The following is a 16,136-nucleotide window of genomic DNA, read 5'->3' as shown; positions in this document are numbered from 1 at the left end:
ATCTTGCAAGATGACGGGTCGATATTCATCTTAGATCGCGTGTATCATAGAGGTTTTGCCCACTCAGGGCGACCAGGAGCCAGTTCGATTGAGTAAAAATAAGCTCTCCAAAGGCCAACAGCGCCGCGTGAAGGCCAATCATCAGCGCCGCCTGAAAACGACTTCGGAGAAGGCCGATTACGATGACAACCTGTTTGGCGAAACGTCCGAAGGCATCGTTATCAGCCGGTTTGGTATGCATGCCGATGTCGAATCCGCCGACGGTAGCGTTCACCGCTGTAACATTCGCCGTACCATCCGTTCACTGGTAACCGGCGACCGCGTCGTCTGGAGACCCGGCAAAGATGCCGCTGACGGCGTCAACGTCAAAGGGATTGTTGAGGCGGTACACGACCGAACCTCCGTCCTGACACGCCCGGACTTCTACGACGGCGTCAAACCTATCGCTGCCAACATCGATCAAATCGTGATTGTTTCCGCTATCTTGCCCGAGCTGTCATTAAACATTATTGACCGTTATCTGGTGGCCTGCGAAACGCTGGATGTTGAACCCCTGATTGTGCTCAACAAAACCGATCTGCTGGATGCTGACGGCATGGCCTTCGTGAACGAGCAGATGGATATCTATCGCGGTATCGGCTACCGCGTGCTGATGGTTTCAAGCCGCACGCAAGATGGTCTGAAACCGCTTGAAGACGCCCTCACTGACCGCATCAGTATTTTTGCCGGGCAGTCCGGGGTGGGGAAATCCAGCCTGCTGAACGCATTGTTGGGCCTGCATGAAGATCAGATCCTGACCAACGATGTGTCCGACAACTCAGGACTGGGCCAGCACACCACCACCGCAGCACGCCTCTATCACTTCCCGCACGGGGGCGATGTGATCGACTCCCCTGGCGTACGTGAATTCGGTTTATGGCACCTGGAAGCGGAACAAATTACCCACGGCTTTGTCGAATTCCACGATTATTTAGGCCGTTGCAAATATCGCGACTGCAAGCACGATACCGATCCGGGCTGCGCGCTGCGCGAAGCGGTGGAAAATGGCCAAATCGCTGAGAGCCGTTTTGCAAACTATCACCGCATCCTGGAAAGCATGACGCAGGTACAGGTAAAAACGCGTAAAAGCTTTTCATCATCCGATGACTGACAATTAAGCTGAGCATCGTTAGAATCGTCCCCCCTTTTTTCAGGTCCCCGCGCGTTTGCGGGGTCAGGAACGACAAATCATGGCCTGGAGGCTACCTTGTTAAACGATCTTAAACTTTCACTGCAATACATTCTGCCTAAACTGTGGCTCACCCGCCTCGCAGGCTGGGGTGCGAGCAAGCGAGCGGGCTGGCTGACGAAACTGGTCATCGATCTGTTTGTGAAATGCTACAAGGTCGATATGAAAGAGGCGCAGAAGCCAGATACTGCCAGCTACCGCACCTTTAACGATTTCTTCGTGCGCCCGCTGCGCGAAGAAGTGCGTCCGGTTAACACGGATCCCAACGTGCTGGTCATGCCTGCCGACGGCGCCATCAGTCAGCTTGGCGCCATCGAAGACGATAAAATCCTGCAGGCGAAAGGCCACAACTACACCCTGGAAGCCCTGCTGGCAGGCAACTACCAGATGGCCGACTTGTTCCGTAACGGCTGCTTCGCCACCACCTACCTGTCACCGCGTGACTATCACCGCGTGCACATGCCGTGCAACGGCATCTTGCGTGAAATGATTTATGTCCCTGGCGATCTGTTCTCCGTTAACCACCTGACCGCCCGGAACGTGCCGAATCTGTTCGCCCGTAACGAACGCGTTATCTGCCTGTTTGATACAGAATTTGGCCCAATGGCACAAATTCTGGTGGGTGCAACGATTGTCGGCAGCATTGAAACCGTGTGGTCTGGTACGGTCACCCCACCGCGTGAAGGCATCATTAAACGCTGGACCTGGCCGGCAGGCGACAGCGAAGGCTCTATCGCGCTGCTGAAAGGTCAGGAGATGGGCCGCTTTAAGCTCGGTTCAACCGTTATCAACCTGTTCGCGCCGGGTAAAGTGAAGCTGGTTGAGCAGTTGCAAAGCCTCTCCGTCACGCAGCTCGGTCAGCCGCTGGCGACTGCCGTCGAGACCATGTCCGCGGTCGAAGACGATGCCACCCCACTGAACGACGCCACACAAGACGAAGGTTAATTCCTGACTAAAAGGGTTATGCCGTGCGCCTGATATCTATTTTTCTGCTGGCCTGGAGCCTCAGTTTCGGGGCGTATGCAGCGACAGCTCCCGACGCGAAACAGATCGCTCAGGAACTCGAACAGGCGAAGGCGGCAAAACCCGCCCAGCCTGGAACCGTTGAAGCGTTACAAGCTGCACTGAACGCGCTTGAGGAGCGAAGTGCTTCCCTCGAGCGCGCACGTCAGTATCAGCAGGTTATCGACAACTTCCCCAAGCTTTTCCAGACGCTGCGCTCGCAGCTCAATAATCTGTCCGACGAACCGCGTCAGGTCTCAACCAGTCTCTCCTCCGATGCGCTGAACCAGGAGATCCTGCAGGTCAGCAGCCAGCTGCTCGAAGCCAGTCGTCAGGCACAGCAAGAGCAGGAGCGCGCGCGAGATATCGCCGACTCCCTGAACCAGCTTCCACAGCAGCAAACCGACGCACGCCGCCAGCTCAATGAAGTGGAACGCCGGGTCGGCACGCAGACCAGCAATACGCCGCTGGCACAGGCGCAGAATCTTGGCCTGCAGGCGGAATCCGCGCGCCTCAAAGCCCTGGTAAACGAACTGGATCTGGCGCAGCTCTCGGCGAATAATCGCCAGGAGCTGTCGCGCCTGCGCGGCGAGCTGGCGCAAAAGCAGAGCAAGCTCCTCGACGGCTACCTGCAGGCGCTACGCAATCAGCTCAATAGCCAGCGCCAACGCGAAGCGGAAAAAGCGCTGGAAAGTACCGAACTGCTGGCTGAAAACAGCGAAAACCTGCCGCCGGAGCTTGTAGAGCAGTTTAAGGTTAACCGTGAACTCTCTCAGGCGTTGAATCAGCAGGCCCAGCGGATGGATCTGGTGGCCTCACAGCAACGTCAGGCCACCAATCAGACGCTCCAGGTGCGCCAGGCGCTGAATACACTGCGCGAGCAATCTCAGTGGCTCGGGTCGTCGAACCTGCTGGGTGAAGCCTTACGTGCCCAGGTGGCTCGCCTGCCAGAAATGCCAAAACCGCAGCAGCTGGATACCGAGATGGCGCAGCTGCGAGTACAGCGCCTGCACTTTGAAGACCTGCTTGGCAACCAGCCACAGCTCCGCCTCATTCGCCAGGCCAACGGTGAGCCGCTCACCAGCGAACAAAATCGCATTCTTGAAGCACAGCTACGCACGCAGAACGAACTGCTCAATTCACTGCTGCAGGGTGGCGACACGCTGATTCTGGAACTGACCAAGCTGAAAGTTTCCAATAGTCAGTTGGAAGATGCGCTGAAAGAGATCAATGAAGCGACCCACCGCTATCTGTTCTGGACCTCGGACGTCAGCCCAATCGGTTTCTCATGGCCGCTGGAAATTGTCCACGACCTGCGTCGTCTGGTGTCGCTCGATACCGTCAGCCAGCTTGGCAAAGCCAGCGCCATGATGTTGACCAGCAAAGAGACGCTGCTTCCGTTGTTTGGTGCCTTGATTCTGGTGGGCTTCAGCATCAGCTCCCGTCGCCATTTCACCCGTTTTCTGGAGCGTTCCAGCGCCCGGGTCGGCAAAGTCACTCAGGATCACTTCTGGCTGACGCTACGCACGGTGTTCTGGTCGATTCTGGTGGCGTCTCCCCTGCCGGTGCTGTGGATGACGCTGGGCTTTGGTTTGCAATCCGCCTGGCCCTTTCCACTGGCGGTGGCGATCGGCGATAGCGTCACGGCGACGGTTCCGCTGCTGTGGGTAGTGATGGTTTGCGCCACCTTCGCCCGACCAAACGGCCTGTTTATCGCCCACTTTGGCTGGCCGCGTAGTCGGGTCACCAAAGCCATGCGCTACTACCTGATGAGCATCGGGCTGATCGTGCCGCTGATTATCGCGCTGATTATGTTTGATAATCTTAACGACCGCGAGTTTTCCGCCTCGCTCGGGCGCCTCTGCTTCCTGCTGATTTGCGGGGCGCTGGCGCTGGTGACGTGGAGCCTGAAACACGCCGGGATCCCGCTGTATCTCGATAAATCCGGGAACGGCGACAACATGATCAACCGCATGCTGTGGAACCTGCTGCTTGGCGCGCCGTTAATCGCCATGCTGGCGGCGGCGATCGGTTATCTGGCCACCGCACAGGCGCTGCTGGCGAGGCTGGAAACCTCGGTGGCTATCTGGTTCTTGTTGCTGGTGGTGTACCACATTATCCGCCGCTGGATGCTGATTCAGCGCCGCAGGCTGGCCTTCGACCGTGCGAAACACCGGCGGGCGGAAATTCTCGCTCAACGTGCTCGCGGGGAAGATGACGTGGTTCATACCAGCAGTCCTGAGGGGTCTGCGGAGAACGAAGTCAGCGAGATCGATCTCGACGCCATCAGTACCCAGTCTCTGCGTCTGGTGCGTTCGTTGCTGATGCTCATCGCGCTGGTGTCGGTAATAGTGCTGTGGTCAGAAATTCATTCCGCGTTCGGCTTCCTCGAGAACATCTCGCTATGGGATGTCACCTCTACGGTACAGGGCGTTGAGAGCCTGGAGCCGATTACCCTCGGCGCGGTATTGATCGCCATTCTGGTGATAATCATCACCACTCAGCTGGTGAGAAATTTCCCGGCATTGCTGGAGCTGGCGGTGCTGCAGCACCTCGATCTCACGCCGGGTACCGGCTATGCCATCACCACCATCACCAAGTATCTGCTGATGCTGATCGGGGGCCTGATGGGCTTCTCGATGATTGGGATTGAATGGGCGAAGCTGCAGTGGCTGGTCGCCGCACTGGGTGTCGGGCTTGGTTTTGGCCTTCAGGAAATTTTCGCTAACTTTATCTCTGGCCTGATTATTCTGTTTGAAAAGCCGATACGTATTGGCGATACGGTGACAATCCGCGATCTGACCGGCAGCGTGACGCGAATCAATACCCGCGCCACCACCATCAGTGACTGGGACCGCAAAGAGATTATTGTGCCTAACAAGGCCTTTATCACCGAGCAGTTCATCAACTGGTCGCTCTCCGACTCCGTCACCCGCGTGGTATTAACCATTCCTGCACCGGCGGATGCGAACACCGAAGAGGTTACCCAGATCCTGATCGCCGCAGCGCATCGCTGTTCGCTAGTGATCGACACCCCTGCGCCGGAGGCGTTCCTTGTCGATCTGCAGCAGGGGATTCAGATTTTCGAACTGCGTATTTACGCCGCCGAGATGGGACACCGGATGCCGCTGCGCCATGAGATCCACCAGCTGATTCTGGCGGGCTATCGCGAACACGGTATCGACATGCCGTTCCCGCCGTTCCAGATGCGCCTGGAAAGTATCGACGGTTTAAAAACCAGTAAGTCGTTGACCTCAGCAGGGAAATCCGGCCGGGCGCCGGGAAGTCTGTAACGCCACCCGGGGGAGCTATCCCCCGGTGCTTTCTCTCACCACCAGCGTAACGGGTAGTATTTCATCCGCCTGCGTCACCCCTTCCAGCAAGAGTCCCACGGCGCGATAACCGAGCTGATGTTTGTCGACCGCGATAGTAGTCAGCGCCGGGCGACTCCACGCCGCAGGTGCAATATCATCGAAGCCGATAATGGCAATATCCTGTGGGACACGGACTCCGCGTCGTTCACAAATATTCATGGCCGCAATCGCCGTTACATCGTTATAGGCGAAGATGGCGTCCGGTGGTACCGGTAGCGACAGCAACTCATTCATTGCCGTCACCAGCGACTGGTTGGTATCCACCAGCGGTGAAGCAATCACTTCATATTCCGGCGGCATCATCATCTGCGCTTCATATAACGCCTGACGATAGCCCTTTTCCCGCTGACGAATACTGTAGTGCGCGGCGGTGCTGGCAAGAAAGGCAATACGCTTACGCCCGGCGTCAATCAAATGACGCGTCGCCAGATACCCACCATGTTGGTTATCCAGGTTCACACAGGGCAGATCGGGGGCCCATAAATCGACCAGCACCATCGGCAGCTTCGTTTTCTGGATCGCCATGATCAACGCACTTTCAAAATATCCGGCACAAATCAGGGCATCAGGATGATGCAATGCAATTTGTTCATCGACATTATCGCCAGGCCCGATGGAGAGAAAACTCATGGCGATCCCCTGCTCACGGCAGTGGTCCTCCACGCCGAGCAACAGCAAGGAATAAAATGGCAGTGCACGGGCAATATCATGCTGGCGATGGAGCAAAAACAGGACGCGCTTAATTTTATCTCCCCGCAGACGGGAAAAGTCGTACCCCATTTCCTTCGCCACCGCGATAACTCTCTGCCGGGTGTCTTCCCTGAGCCCCGGCTGCCCTTTGAGGGCCCGGGATACCGCGGCAACGGACAGCCCGCACGCCTCGGCGATACTTCTGATCCTGACCGGCTTTGTCATATCGCTCCCAATAAAAAATAAGAAACAGTAACTCGTTAACTATAGATTTATGCCGTATCCACAGCAACCCTCTATTTTTTAAGCCAAAAATATCGCCGCGATTAATATGGAAATATTAGCTATCACCATGAAATATATTGCTCAATTGGTTTTGAAACATGATCTTATTCACGCTTCGTTGATTACCTTCTTCCCAGAACGATAAGTTAATTTTTAAGGTAACAATATCTTGTTTACTAAAAATGAGGTTTTATATGTTATCGGCAAAAGGTATGAAGCAAGAGAACTACCTGCTCTCGAGCATATGGTTTCTCTTTTTCTTTATCGGCTGGGGTTCTTGCTTTCCCTGGCTGTCATTATGGCTAACGGAAAAAATCGGCGTTCGCTCAACCGAAGTCGGCATGGTGTATACCTGCATCGCTATTGTTGCCGTGGTCTTCCAGCCCGTCTTCGGCATCCTTGCCGATAAACTTAATTTTCGTAAACACCTGATGTGGATGCTGGCAGGGCTGATGATTGCTTTTGCCCCTTGGTGGATCTGGGTGTTCGCCCCATTACTCAAAATCAATATTATTGCCGGGGCCCTGGCGGGCGGCGTCTTCATCGGTCTGACGTTTGGTTGCGGCTGTGGGATCTGTGAGGCGTGGATCGATAAGATTTCTCGTCTCGAGGGGTTTGAATTTGGCCGTGCCAGAATGTGGGGCGGTATCGGGGCGGCGATCGGTACCTTTATTTCCGGTAAGCTTTTCGCGATTAACCCTAACTACATTTTTATCATGGCAAGCTGCGCCGGGCTGATCCTCGCCGTGCTGCTCTGTTTCTTCCGCCCAGGCCTGCATGTACGGGACGATGCGCTCAGTCCGCAGCGGGTAAAAATAGAGCGCGGCGATGTGCTGGCCCTGCTGCAAACAGGACGCTTCTGGTTTCTGGTGCTGTATATGGTGGGCGTTGGCGCCGTTTATGAAACCTATGATCAACAGTTCGCCGTCTACTACAGCAGCTTTTTCGCCACCCGCGAACGGGGAGCGGAAGTGTTTGGCTATCTCTACACCGTACAGATTTTCCTTGATGCGTTAACCATGTTTTTAGCGCCGGCCATCGTCAATCGTATTGGCCCCAAAAACGCCCTGCTGTACTGCGGTTTTATCATGACCTTCCGTATTATCGGCAGCGCAATGGCCACTGGTCCGATCATGATTTCCACTATGAAGCTATTACACGGCTTCGAAAGTTCGATTCTGATTATCGCCACCCTGAAATACATCTCCGCCAATTTCGACTGGCGACTGTCTGCCACCGTGTACTTAATCGGCTTCCAGTTCTCCAAGCAGTTTAGCCAAATCTTTATGAGCACCGCCATCGGCGGTATGTACGATGCGATGGGATTCAAACAGTCCTATACCGTCCTCGGCATTATCGCATTGTGCTTCACCGTTATTTCTGTTTTCACGTTATCGCGCAATCGGGTACTGCACCCCGCGCCAACCGTATAACCCTGCGATTCAGGAGTTGATATGTCAGAGTTTTTATCCGTCATTGAAAACGGTATTACCATGGTTTTCGATTTAGCCGACCGGGCGCGTCTGCTGCATTTTTCCGCCCTGCCGTTTAATGCCGACACCATCGGCCCCAATCGCGATGAGCAATCGCGCTTTAATCTGGTCGAGGTCAATATTTCCGGGCTGGATAAACCGCTTGAACGACATGGCGCCGGATTCACCGCTACGGCACCGGGCTATACGCTGCGCTACCAGCAGCACCAGGACTCACGCAATCATGACGGCCGCAAGCTGGTTTTTACCCTGTATGACACCAACACCGCCGCAGAGGTTGAGGTTCATTATCAGTTTTATACTCATCTGGCGCTGATCTGCAGCTGGAGCGTCATTCGTAATCAAGGCCACCAGGCATTTACCGTAGAGTATCTTTCCAGCTTCGTGATTAACGGCATTGCCAAAGAGAGCGACAAAAACTGGGGTGATAACTTCACATTACATATTCCCCACAACAGCTGGACCCGTGAACTGCAATGGCGGCAGTACCGGTTTGATGAATTAGGGTTCATGCCCTGTATTCAGAAAGGGTTACAGCGTTCATCAAAACCGCTGCATTACAGTAATACCGGCGCGTGGTCGAGCAAAGAATACCTGCCAATGGGCTATCTGGAAGATCGCTGCACCGGCGCCGGCCTGTTCTGGCAAATTGAGCATAACGGTTCATGGCACTGGGAAATCGGCGATCAGGCCAACCAACTCTATCTGCAGTTAGGTGGACCGAATGAGTTTTATCATCACTGGTTTAAACAGCTGCAGCCCGGCGATGCGTTCTGTTCTGTTCCGGTGGCGATAGGCGTTACCCAGGCGGGCTTCACCGATGCCATGGCGACCTTAACCCAGTATCGTCGCCGCATCCGGCGTCTTAATGATGATAACCAGCAGCTAGGCGTTATCTTCAACGACTACATGAACTGCTTGTTTGGCGATCCCACGACGGCAAAATTGCTGCCGCTGATCGATGCCGCTGCTGAAGCGGGAGCCGAATATTTCTGTATCGATTGCGGCTGGTATGACAAAGGTGAATGGTGGAACGGCGTGGGCCAGTGGTTGCCGAGCGAAGAGCGTTTCCCCGAAGGCATTCAGCATGTGATTCACTATATTAGCGAAAAAGGCATGATCCCAGGGCTGTGGCTGGAGCTGGAGGTCATGGGTGTGAAATCACCTAAACTGGAGGAAACCGACGACAGCTGGTTCTTCATGCGCCACGGTAAACGGGTTTTTGACCGCAGCCGTTACCAACTGGACTTTACCAGTCCGTCGGTCATTCGCCATGCCGATGAAGTGATCGACCGGCTGGTCACTGAATATGGTGTCGGCTATATCAAAATGGATTACAACATTGAGCCCGGCATTGGCACCGAGCAGAACGCCGATAGCGCCGGTGATGGTCTGCTGAAACATAACCGGGCCTGGCTGGCGTGGCTGGATCGCGTGTTTGCTCGCTATCCGCAATTGATCATTGAAAACTGCGGCAGCGGCGGCCTGCGGATGGATTATGCCATGCTGAGCCGCTGCTCTATCCAGTCCACCAGCGATCAGGAAGATTACCTGAAGTACGCGACCATTGCCGCCAACGCCCCTACTGCCGTGACGCCAGAGCAGGCAGCTATCTGGTCCTATCCGCTGCGCGATGACGATGAACAGGCGGTCATCTTTAATCAGGTTTCGGCGATGCTGCTACGTATTCACCAGAGCGGCCATCTGGCGGAGCTCTCCGATCGGGGTTTTCTGCAGGTCAAGGAGGCGATTCGCTACTACAAAACGTTGCGCCAGCACATCAACACTGCGCTACCGTTCTGGCCGCTGGGGCTCTCGAACTTTACCGACGAGTGGGTGGCTCTGGGCATGAAGTCCACAGAAGGCAAGGTATGGCTGGCGGTCTGGAGACGAGAGGGATCGCAGGAGAGCTGCACGCTACCGTTGACCGGGCTTAAGGGCAGCGTACGACAGGGCTATCCATCTACCGCACAACATGAAACCGTATGGCACGATGAGCAGGAGGCCCTGACGATCACCTTGCCGCCGCGCTCGGCAGCTATTTTTGAAATATCCCGCTAACCCTCGCACAACCCGACGGCAGCTGCTGTCGGGTTGTCTGCGTGATTCAGTCGCGCAACACTGCGCCAGCGTATTTGACGGGACCTAGGCGCGATCGACGGTAAAGGCAATCACTTCGCTGATACTTTCCGCACCCAGCGCCAGCATCACCACGCGATCGACCCCTAACGCCACGCCGGAGCAGTCCGGCAGACCGGCCTGCAGCGCACCCAGCAGGTTGGTATCAATCGGCTGCTGCGGCAGACCACGGGCCGCACGCTTGCGGTTATCCTGTTCAAAACGCTGCTGCTGTTCCCGCGCATCGGTCAGTTCATGGAAACCATTCGCCAGTTCAATTCCCTTGTAGTAGACCTCAAAGCGCTCAGCGACGCGGTGATCTTCCGTGCTGATCTGCGCCAGAGAAGCCTGGCTTGCCGGGAAGTGATAAACAAAGGTCGGGCGATCTTTACCAATATGCGGCTCAACGCCCATGGTAAACAGCAGCTGCAGTAAGGTGTCCCGGTCTTCTTCCGTATCGGCAATATTGCTCAGATCGAGCTTCGCCGCCGCTTCACGCAGCTGCGTTTTATCTGCTGACAGAGGATCCAGTTCAAGATGGCGCAGGAACGCCTGCTGATAAGAGAGGCTTTCCGCCGGCTGGCACTCCAGCACTTGTTGAAGTAGATCATCGACTTCATTAATCAGTCGGTACATGTCGTAGCACGGACGATACCACTCCAGCATAGTGAATTCAGGATTGTGATGACGCCCCATTTCTTCATTACGGAAGCTACGACACAGCTGGAACACCGGACCACAGCCTGCCGCCAGCAGACGCTTCATGTGGTATTCCGGGCTGGTCATCAGATAAAGATCCATCCCCTGCGAATAGCCAGGGCCAACGAAACGGGTCTGGAACGGGAACAGGTGAATATCTGTCACCGTTGCCTGGCTCATGCAAGGCGTCTCCACCTCCAGCACGCCACGGTCGCTGAAGAAACGGCGAATTTCCGCCATTATCGCCGCACGTTTTAACAGGTTTGGAATGGACGCGCTCGGCTGCCAGGTTGCCGTTTCGCTCATGTTACTTTCTCCGATTTCATACAAGGGCACGAAGTCTACTCGTAACCGTCGGGTGAAACAAATTTTGTGCGAACTGGCCCCTGTAAATCAGTCGAAGGATTTATCTCCACTCAAGAACCATAATTGCAGCTAATAATCCGGCGCACATATTGATAAAAAAATCGAACACATCAATTTTCCCCATCAACCCTACGGCTATACTCCTTTACCTATAAAGGAGCAGTGATACATTTTCGCCAGTCCGGCGGCGAAATAAACAAAAACTGGAGGAATGTCGTGCAAACTTTTCAAGCCGATCTTGCCGTAATTGGCGCTGGCGGAGCAGGTCTTCGCGCAGCCATTGCCGCGGCGCAGGCAAATCCAAATGCCAAAATCGCACTGATTTCAAAAGTCTATCCCATGCGCAGCCATACGGTGGCAGCTGAAGGCGGTTCTGCTGCCGTCGCGCAGGATCATGATAGCTTTGAGTACCATTTTCACGACACCGTCGCCGGTGGCGACTGGCTCTGCGAGCAGGATGTCGTCGATTACTTCGTCCATCATTGTCCGACGGAAATGGCCCAGCTCGAGCAGTGGGGATGTCCGTGGAGCCGCCGTCCGGACGGCAGCGTCAACGTACGCCGCTTCGGGGGGATGAAAATCGAACGCACGTGGTTCGCCGCCGATAAGACCGGCTTCCATATGCTGCATACCCTGTTCCAGACCTCCCTCCAGTTCCCACAAATTCAACGCTTCGACGAACATTTCGTCCTCGATATTTTGGTCGATGATGGCCAGGCTCGTGGTCTGGTGGCGATGAATATGATGGAAGGCACTCTGGTGCAAATCCGCGCCAACGCGGTGGTCATGGCCACCGGTGGCGCAGGACGCGTCTATCGTTATAACACCAACGGCGGCATCGTAACCGGCGACGGCATGGGCATGGCGTTGAGCCACGGCGTACCGCTGCGCGACATGGAGTTTGTACAGTATCACCCCACCGGCCTGCCAGGTTCCGGCATTCTGATGACTGAAGGCTGTCGCGGCGAAGGCGGTATTCTGGTCAACAAAAACGGCTACCGTTATCTGCAGGATTACGGCATGGGCCCGGAAACGCCGCTGGGCGAGCCGAAAAACAAATATATGGAACTCGGCCCGCGCGACAAAGTGTCTCAGGCCTTCTGGCATGAATGGCGTAAAGGTAACACCATCCCCACGCCGCGTGGTGACGTGGTGTATCTCGACCTGCGTCATCTGGGCGAGAAAAAGCTGCTTGAACGCCTGCCGTTTATCTGTGAGCTGGCGAAGGCCTATGTCGGTGTAGACCCGGTCAAAGAACCGATCCCGGTTCGCCCAACCGCCCACTACACCATGGGCGGCATTGATACCGATCAGCAGTGTGAAACCCGCATTAAGGGTCTGTTTGCCGTAGGCGAATGCTCGTCCGTCGGCCTGCATGGCGCGAACCGCCTCGGTTCTAACTCGTTGGCGGAACTGGTGGTATTTGGTCGCCTTGCCGGTGAACAAGCCATGCAGCGCGCCGCTGAAGCCGGGGAAGCTAATGGCACTGCGCTGGATGCCCAGGCTGCCGACGTAGAAAAACGCCTTAAAACGCTCGTGAATCAGGAAGGTAACGAGAACTGGGCGAAAATTCGTGATGAGATGGGACTGTCGATGGAAGAAGGCTGCGGCATCTACCGTACGCCGGAACTGATGCAGAAAACCATCGATAAGCTGGCGGAGCTGCAGGAGCGCTTCAAACGCGTGCGCATCACCGATAACTCCAGCGTCTTCAACACCGATTTGCTCTACACCATCGAACTGGGCCACGGCCTGAACGTCGCTGAATGCATGGCGCATTCCGCCATCGCCCGCAAAGAGTCGCGCGGCGCGCATCAGCGCCTCGACGAAGGCTGCACCGAACGTGATGACGTCAATTTCCTCAAACACACGCTCGCCTTCCGCGATGCCGATGGCAACACACGTCTGGAATATGGCGATGTGAAAATCACCACTCTGCCGCCAGCAAAACGTGTCTATGGTGCAGAAGCGGAAGCAGCCGAGAAGAAGGAGCCGGCAAATGGCTGAGATGAAAAACCTCAAAATTGAAGTGGTGCGCTACAACCCGGAAGTGGACACCGCACCGCACAGCGCGTTTTATGAAGTCCCGTATGATGAGCAAACCTCGCTACTTGATGCGCTGGGCTACATCAAAGACAACCTGGCGCCTGACCTGAGCTACCGCTGGTCCTGCCGCATGGCGATTTGCGGCTCCTGCGGGATGATGGTCAACAAGGTGCCGAAACTGGCGTGCAAGACCTTCCTGCGTGAATACACCAAGGGCATTAAAGTTGAGGCGCTGGCTAACTTCCCGATAGAGCGCGATCTGGTCGTCGATATGACCCACTTTATCGAAAGCCTGGAGGCTATTAAGCCCTATATTATCGGCAACCCACGAACCCCGGACCAGGGACCAAACAAGCAAACCCCGGCGCAGATGGCGAAATACCATCAGTTCTCCGGCTGCATCAACTGCGGCCTGTGCTATGCCGCCTGCCCGCAGTTTGGTCTGAATCCGGAGTTTATCGGCCCGGCGGCGATCACCCTCGCCCATCGCTACAACGAAGACAGCCGCGACCACGGTAAGAAGGAACGTATGGCGCAGCTGAACGGTAAGAATGGCGTCTGGACCTGCACATTCGTGGGCTACTGCTCAGAAGTGTGTCCGAAGCATGTCGACCCGGCGGCCGCCATTCAGCAGGGCAAAGTAGAAAGCTCGAAAGACTTTCTTATCGCCACCCTGAAACCACGCTAAGGAGTGCATGATGACGACGAAACGCAAACCCTATGTGCGGCCGATGACCTCCACCTGGTGGAAAAAGCTGCCGTTTTATCGCTTCTATATGGTGCGTGAAGGCACCGCCGTACCGACGGTATGGTTCAGTATTGTGCTGATTTACGGTCTGTTTGCCCTGAAGCACGGTGCAGAAAGTTGGGCGGGCTATGTGGGTTTTCTACAAAACCCGGTGGTGGTGATCCTGAATCTGATCACCCTGGCTGGCGCGTTGCTGCACACCAAAACCTGGTTTGAGCTGGCGCCGAAAGCCGCCAATATCATTCTTAAAGGTGAAAAAATGGGGCCAGAGCCGGTGATTAAGGGGCTTTGGGTGGTGACCGCGCTGGTGACCGTGGTGATCCTGTTTGTTGCCCTGTTCTGGTAAGGAGACTGAAATGATCAATCCCAACCCGAAACGTTCCGATGAGCCGGTATTCTGGGGGCTGTTTGGTGCCGGTGGCATGTGGGGCGCGATTGTCGCGCCGGTAATGGTGCTGCTGGTCGGTATTCTGCTGCCATTAGGTCTGGCGCCAGGCGATGCCTTCAGCTACGAGCGCGTACTGGGCTTTGCACAGAGCTTTGTCGGACGCGCCTTCATCTTCCTGATGATCGTCCTGCCGCTGTGGTGCGGGTTACACCGGATCCATCACGCCATGCATGACCTGAAAATCCACGTTCCGAACGGTAAATGGGTCTTCTACGGCCTGGCTGCCATTCTGACGGTCGTGACGCTGATCGGCGTGTTATTTATTTAACGTCCCAGATGCCCGGTAGCATTCTGTTACCGGGCTCTCTTTTGCAGAAAATATCCCCGCTTTTTTCCAGGCAGAATCTACACTTAGCTAAAAAGCCAGCAAGGAAAATGCTATGCGTGTGCTGCCCATTATTGCGGTTATTGCCGCGTCGTTTCTGGTTGTCGCCTGTAGCACGCCGACACCGCCGCAAGGCGTGACGGTGGTCAGCCCGTTTGACACTCAGCGCTATCTTGGCACCTGGTATGAGATTGCCCGCCTCGACCACTCGTTTGAAAGCGGTCTCGAAAAAGTTACCGCCACCTACAGCCTGCGTGACGATGGTGGGCTGGACGTCGTGAATAAAGGCTATAACCCCGACCGGGAGATGTGGCAGAAAACCGATGGCGTGGCTTACTTTACCGGCTCGCCGACTCGCGCGGCGTTGAAAGTCTCTTTCTTTGGCCCTTTCTACGGCGGCTATAACGTTATCGCCCTGGATAAAGAGTATCGCCATGCGCTGGTTTGCGGACCAGACCACGATTATCTGTGGCTGCTGGCCCGCTCGCCGCAAATCTCACCGGAGGTTAAACAGCAAATGCTGGACATTGCCACCCGGCAAGGTTTCGACGTCAGTAAACTTATCTGGGTGAATCAGCACTATTAGTCAGTGTGCGCTGATCTTAAGCCCGATAATGCCGATAACGATACATGCCAGGCTGGCAATGCGCATAGCGCTGGCTGATTCGCCCAGCAGGACGATACCGGTGATGGCGGCACCTACCGCGCCAATCCCCGTCCAGACCGCATAGGCGGTGCCGACAGGCAGCGTCTTCATCGCCCATGAAAGCATCGCCATGCTGACCACCATGGCGACAATAGTGATAACGCTTGGCACCAGGCGACTAAAACCGTGGGTATATTTCAGACCAACCGCCCAGACCACTTCCAGCAGACCGGCGATAAACAGAACGAACCAGGACACAGAACCCCCTTGATGGGGCCGTCCCCGGATGCGATACGCTTACGGGTCGTCCCGCAAGGTGTGTGAAAATCGCAGGTATTATAAGCAACTACGTCGCAGAGAGGAAGAACGGTACGGCTGATAAACCGTACCGTCGAGGTCTATTGCTGAGCTTTAGTCGCAGCCCCAGAGATGGCACTACCACCTTCTGAAATATCCTGACCAACACCACGTGTTGTATTACATGCGGTCAACACAGAAGAAAGGGCCAAAACCGTAAAGAACGCTGCAATCGCTTTTTTCACCATAATGTCATCCTTATTACCAGTTTTAGTTATCGTGCCCTATAAGCATAGACAACCTGGCCCAGGATGGCGGGATCTCAGCGTTTTTTAAGAGAAAAGGAGAGATGAAACGGCAGAAGGAAGTGA

The 16,136-nt window shown here is 55.3% G+C and carries 14 protein-coding genes; 10 read left to right on the top strand and 4 right to left on the bottom strand.

Annotated elements, in window-relative coordinates; translation table 11 throughout:
• The first annotated feature begins 88 nt into the window (after positions 1–88).
• From rsgA to mscM, 3 genes are all read left to right on the top strand, one after another.
• Positions 89–1,150, top strand: a complete 1,062-nt coding sequence (gene rsgA / locus ACMYSO_RS16000; protein ID WP_434586670.1) for a small ribosomal subunit biogenesis GTPase RsgA — start codon at positions 89–91, stop codon at positions 1,148–1,150.
• 96 nt (positions 1,151–1,246) lie between these two features.
• Positions 1,247–2,173: an archaetidylserine decarboxylase gene (gene asd / locus ACMYSO_RS15995; protein ID WP_434665876.1), complete on the top strand. Its 927-nt coding sequence runs from the start codon at positions 1,247–1,249 to the stop codon at positions 2,171–2,173.
• Positions 2,174–2,196: 23 nt separating this feature from the next.
• Positions 2,197–5,523, top strand: a complete 3,327-nt coding sequence (mscM, locus tag ACMYSO_RS15990; RefSeq protein ID WP_434665874.1) for a miniconductance mechanosensitive channel MscM — start codon at positions 2,197–2,199, stop codon at positions 5,521–5,523.
• Positions 5,524–5,538: 15 nt separating this feature from the next.
• On the opposite strand, the gene ACMYSO_RS15985 is transcribed toward mscM, so the two are convergent.
• Positions 5,539–6,519 (bottom strand): LacI family DNA-binding transcriptional regulator, encoded by a 981-nt coding sequence (locus ACMYSO_RS15985; RefSeq protein ID WP_434665871.1) that lies wholly within the window; start codon positions 6,517–6,519, stop codon positions 5,539–5,541.
• A gap of 254 nt (positions 6,520–6,773) precedes the next feature.
• On the opposite strand from ACMYSO_RS15985, the gene ACMYSO_RS15980 reads away from it, so the two are divergent.
• Entirely contained in the window at positions 6,774–8,012 is a 1,239-nt protein-coding gene (locus ACMYSO_RS15980) for an oligosaccharide MFS transporter (protein ID WP_434665868.1), read from the top strand.
• Positions 8,013–8,033: 21 nt separating this feature from the next.
• Positions 8,034–10,133, top strand: coding sequence for an alpha-galactosidase (locus ACMYSO_RS15975; protein ID WP_434665865.1), 2,100 nt, complete (start codon positions 8,034–8,036; stop codon positions 10,131–10,133).
• Between the two features lie 84 nt (positions 10,134–10,217).
• Here the strand turns inward: ACMYSO_RS15975 and epmA are convergent, their stop codons facing one another.
• Positions 10,218–11,195, bottom strand: coding sequence for an elongation factor P--(R)-beta-lysine ligase (epmA, locus tag ACMYSO_RS15970; RefSeq protein WP_123757831.1), 978 nt, complete (start codon positions 11,193–11,195; stop codon positions 10,218–10,220).
• A 276-nt stretch (positions 11,196–11,471) separates the two neighbouring features.
• On the opposite strand from epmA, the gene frdA reads away from it, so the two are divergent.
• From frdA to ACMYSO_RS15945, 5 genes are all read left to right on the top strand, one after another.
• The gene (gene frdA / locus ACMYSO_RS15965) at positions 11,472–13,262 is read left to right on the top strand and encodes a fumarate reductase (quinol) flavoprotein subunit (protein ID WP_434665863.1); all 1,791 of its coding nucleotides are present in this window, start codon (positions 11,472–11,474) and stop codon (positions 13,260–13,262) included.
• Complete coding sequence (gene frdB, locus ACMYSO_RS15960) at positions 13,255–13,989, top strand: fumarate reductase iron-sulfur protein (protein WP_434665860.1); 735 nt, start codon at positions 13,255–13,257, stop codon at positions 13,987–13,989. The genes frdA and frdB overlap by 8 nt, the downstream gene beginning before the upstream one ends.
• Before the next feature lie 10 nt (positions 13,990–13,999).
• Positions 14,000–14,395 (top strand): fumarate reductase subunit FrdC, encoded by a 396-nt coding sequence (gene frdC / locus ACMYSO_RS15955; protein WP_174509932.1) that lies wholly within the window; start codon positions 14,000–14,002, stop codon positions 14,393–14,395.
• Positions 14,396–14,405: 10 nt separating this feature from the next.
• Entirely contained in the window at positions 14,406–14,765 is a 360-nt protein-coding gene (gene frdD / locus ACMYSO_RS15950; RefSeq protein ID WP_004856982.1) for a fumarate reductase subunit FrdD, read from the top strand.
• Positions 14,766–14,877: 112 nt separating this feature from the next.
• Entirely contained in the window at positions 14,878–15,408 is a 531-nt protein-coding gene (locus ACMYSO_RS15945) for a lipocalin family protein (RefSeq protein ID WP_434665857.1), read from the top strand.
• Here ACMYSO_RS15945 and sugE read toward each other — a convergent pair whose 3' ends face one another.
• On the bottom strand, positions 15,409–15,726 hold the full coding sequence (gene sugE, locus ACMYSO_RS15940) for a quaternary ammonium compound efflux SMR transporter SugE (protein ID WP_434665855.1): 318 nt from the start codon (positions 15,724–15,726) through the stop codon (positions 15,409–15,411).
• Positions 15,727–15,866: 140 nt separating this feature from the next.
• The gene (gene ecnB, locus ACMYSO_RS15935) at positions 15,867–16,013 is read right to left on the bottom strand and encodes a lipoprotein toxin entericidin B (protein WP_004097935.1); all 147 of its coding nucleotides are present in this window, start codon (positions 16,011–16,013) and stop codon (positions 15,867–15,869) included.
• Positions 16,014–16,136 lie beyond the last annotated feature (123 nt).

Origin of the sequence: Klebsiella sp. B345, assembly GCF_051131735.1 — a bacterium.
Lineage (GTDB): Bacteria > Pseudomonadota > Gammaproteobacteria > Enterobacterales > Enterobacteriaceae > Klebsiella.
Note: the sequence above shows the minus strand (reverse complement) of the source record. Positions and strands in the feature narration are given on the sequence as shown.

Bases quoted from the DNA above. Each gene is read 5' to 3' on its own strand.
- ACMYSO_RS15985 (WP_434665871.1), bottom strand. From the start codon at position 6,519: ATGACAAAGCCGGTCAGGATCAGAAGTATCGCCGAGGCGTGCGGGCTG.
- ACMYSO_RS15980 (WP_434665868.1), top strand. From the start codon at position 6,774: ATGTTATCGGCAAAAGGTATGAAGCAAGAGAACTACCTGCTCTCGAGC.
- ACMYSO_RS15975 (WP_434665865.1), top strand. From the start codon at position 8,034: ATGTCAGAGTTTTTATCCGTCATTGAAAACGGTATTACCATGGTTTTC.
- epmA (WP_123757831.1), bottom strand. From the start codon at position 11,195: ATGAGCGAAACGGCAACCTGGCAGCCGAGCGCGTCCATTCCAAACCTG.
- frdB (WP_434665860.1), top strand. From the start codon at position 13,255: ATGGCTGAGATGAAAAACCTCAAAATTGAAGTGGTGCGCTACAACCCG.
- frdC (WP_174509932.1), top strand. From the start codon at position 14,000: ATGACGACGAAACGCAAACCCTATGTGCGGCCGATGACCTCCACCTGG.
- frdD (WP_004856982.1), top strand. From the start codon at position 14,406: ATGATCAATCCCAACCCGAAACGTTCCGATGAGCCGGTATTCTGGGGG.
- ACMYSO_RS15945 (WP_434665857.1), top strand. From the start codon at position 14,878: ATGCGTGTGCTGCCCATTATTGCGGTTATTGCCGCGTCGTTTCTGGTT.
- ecnB (WP_004097935.1), bottom strand. From the start codon at position 16,013: ATGGTGAAAAAAGCGATTGCAGCGTTCTTTACGGTTTTGGCCCTTTCT.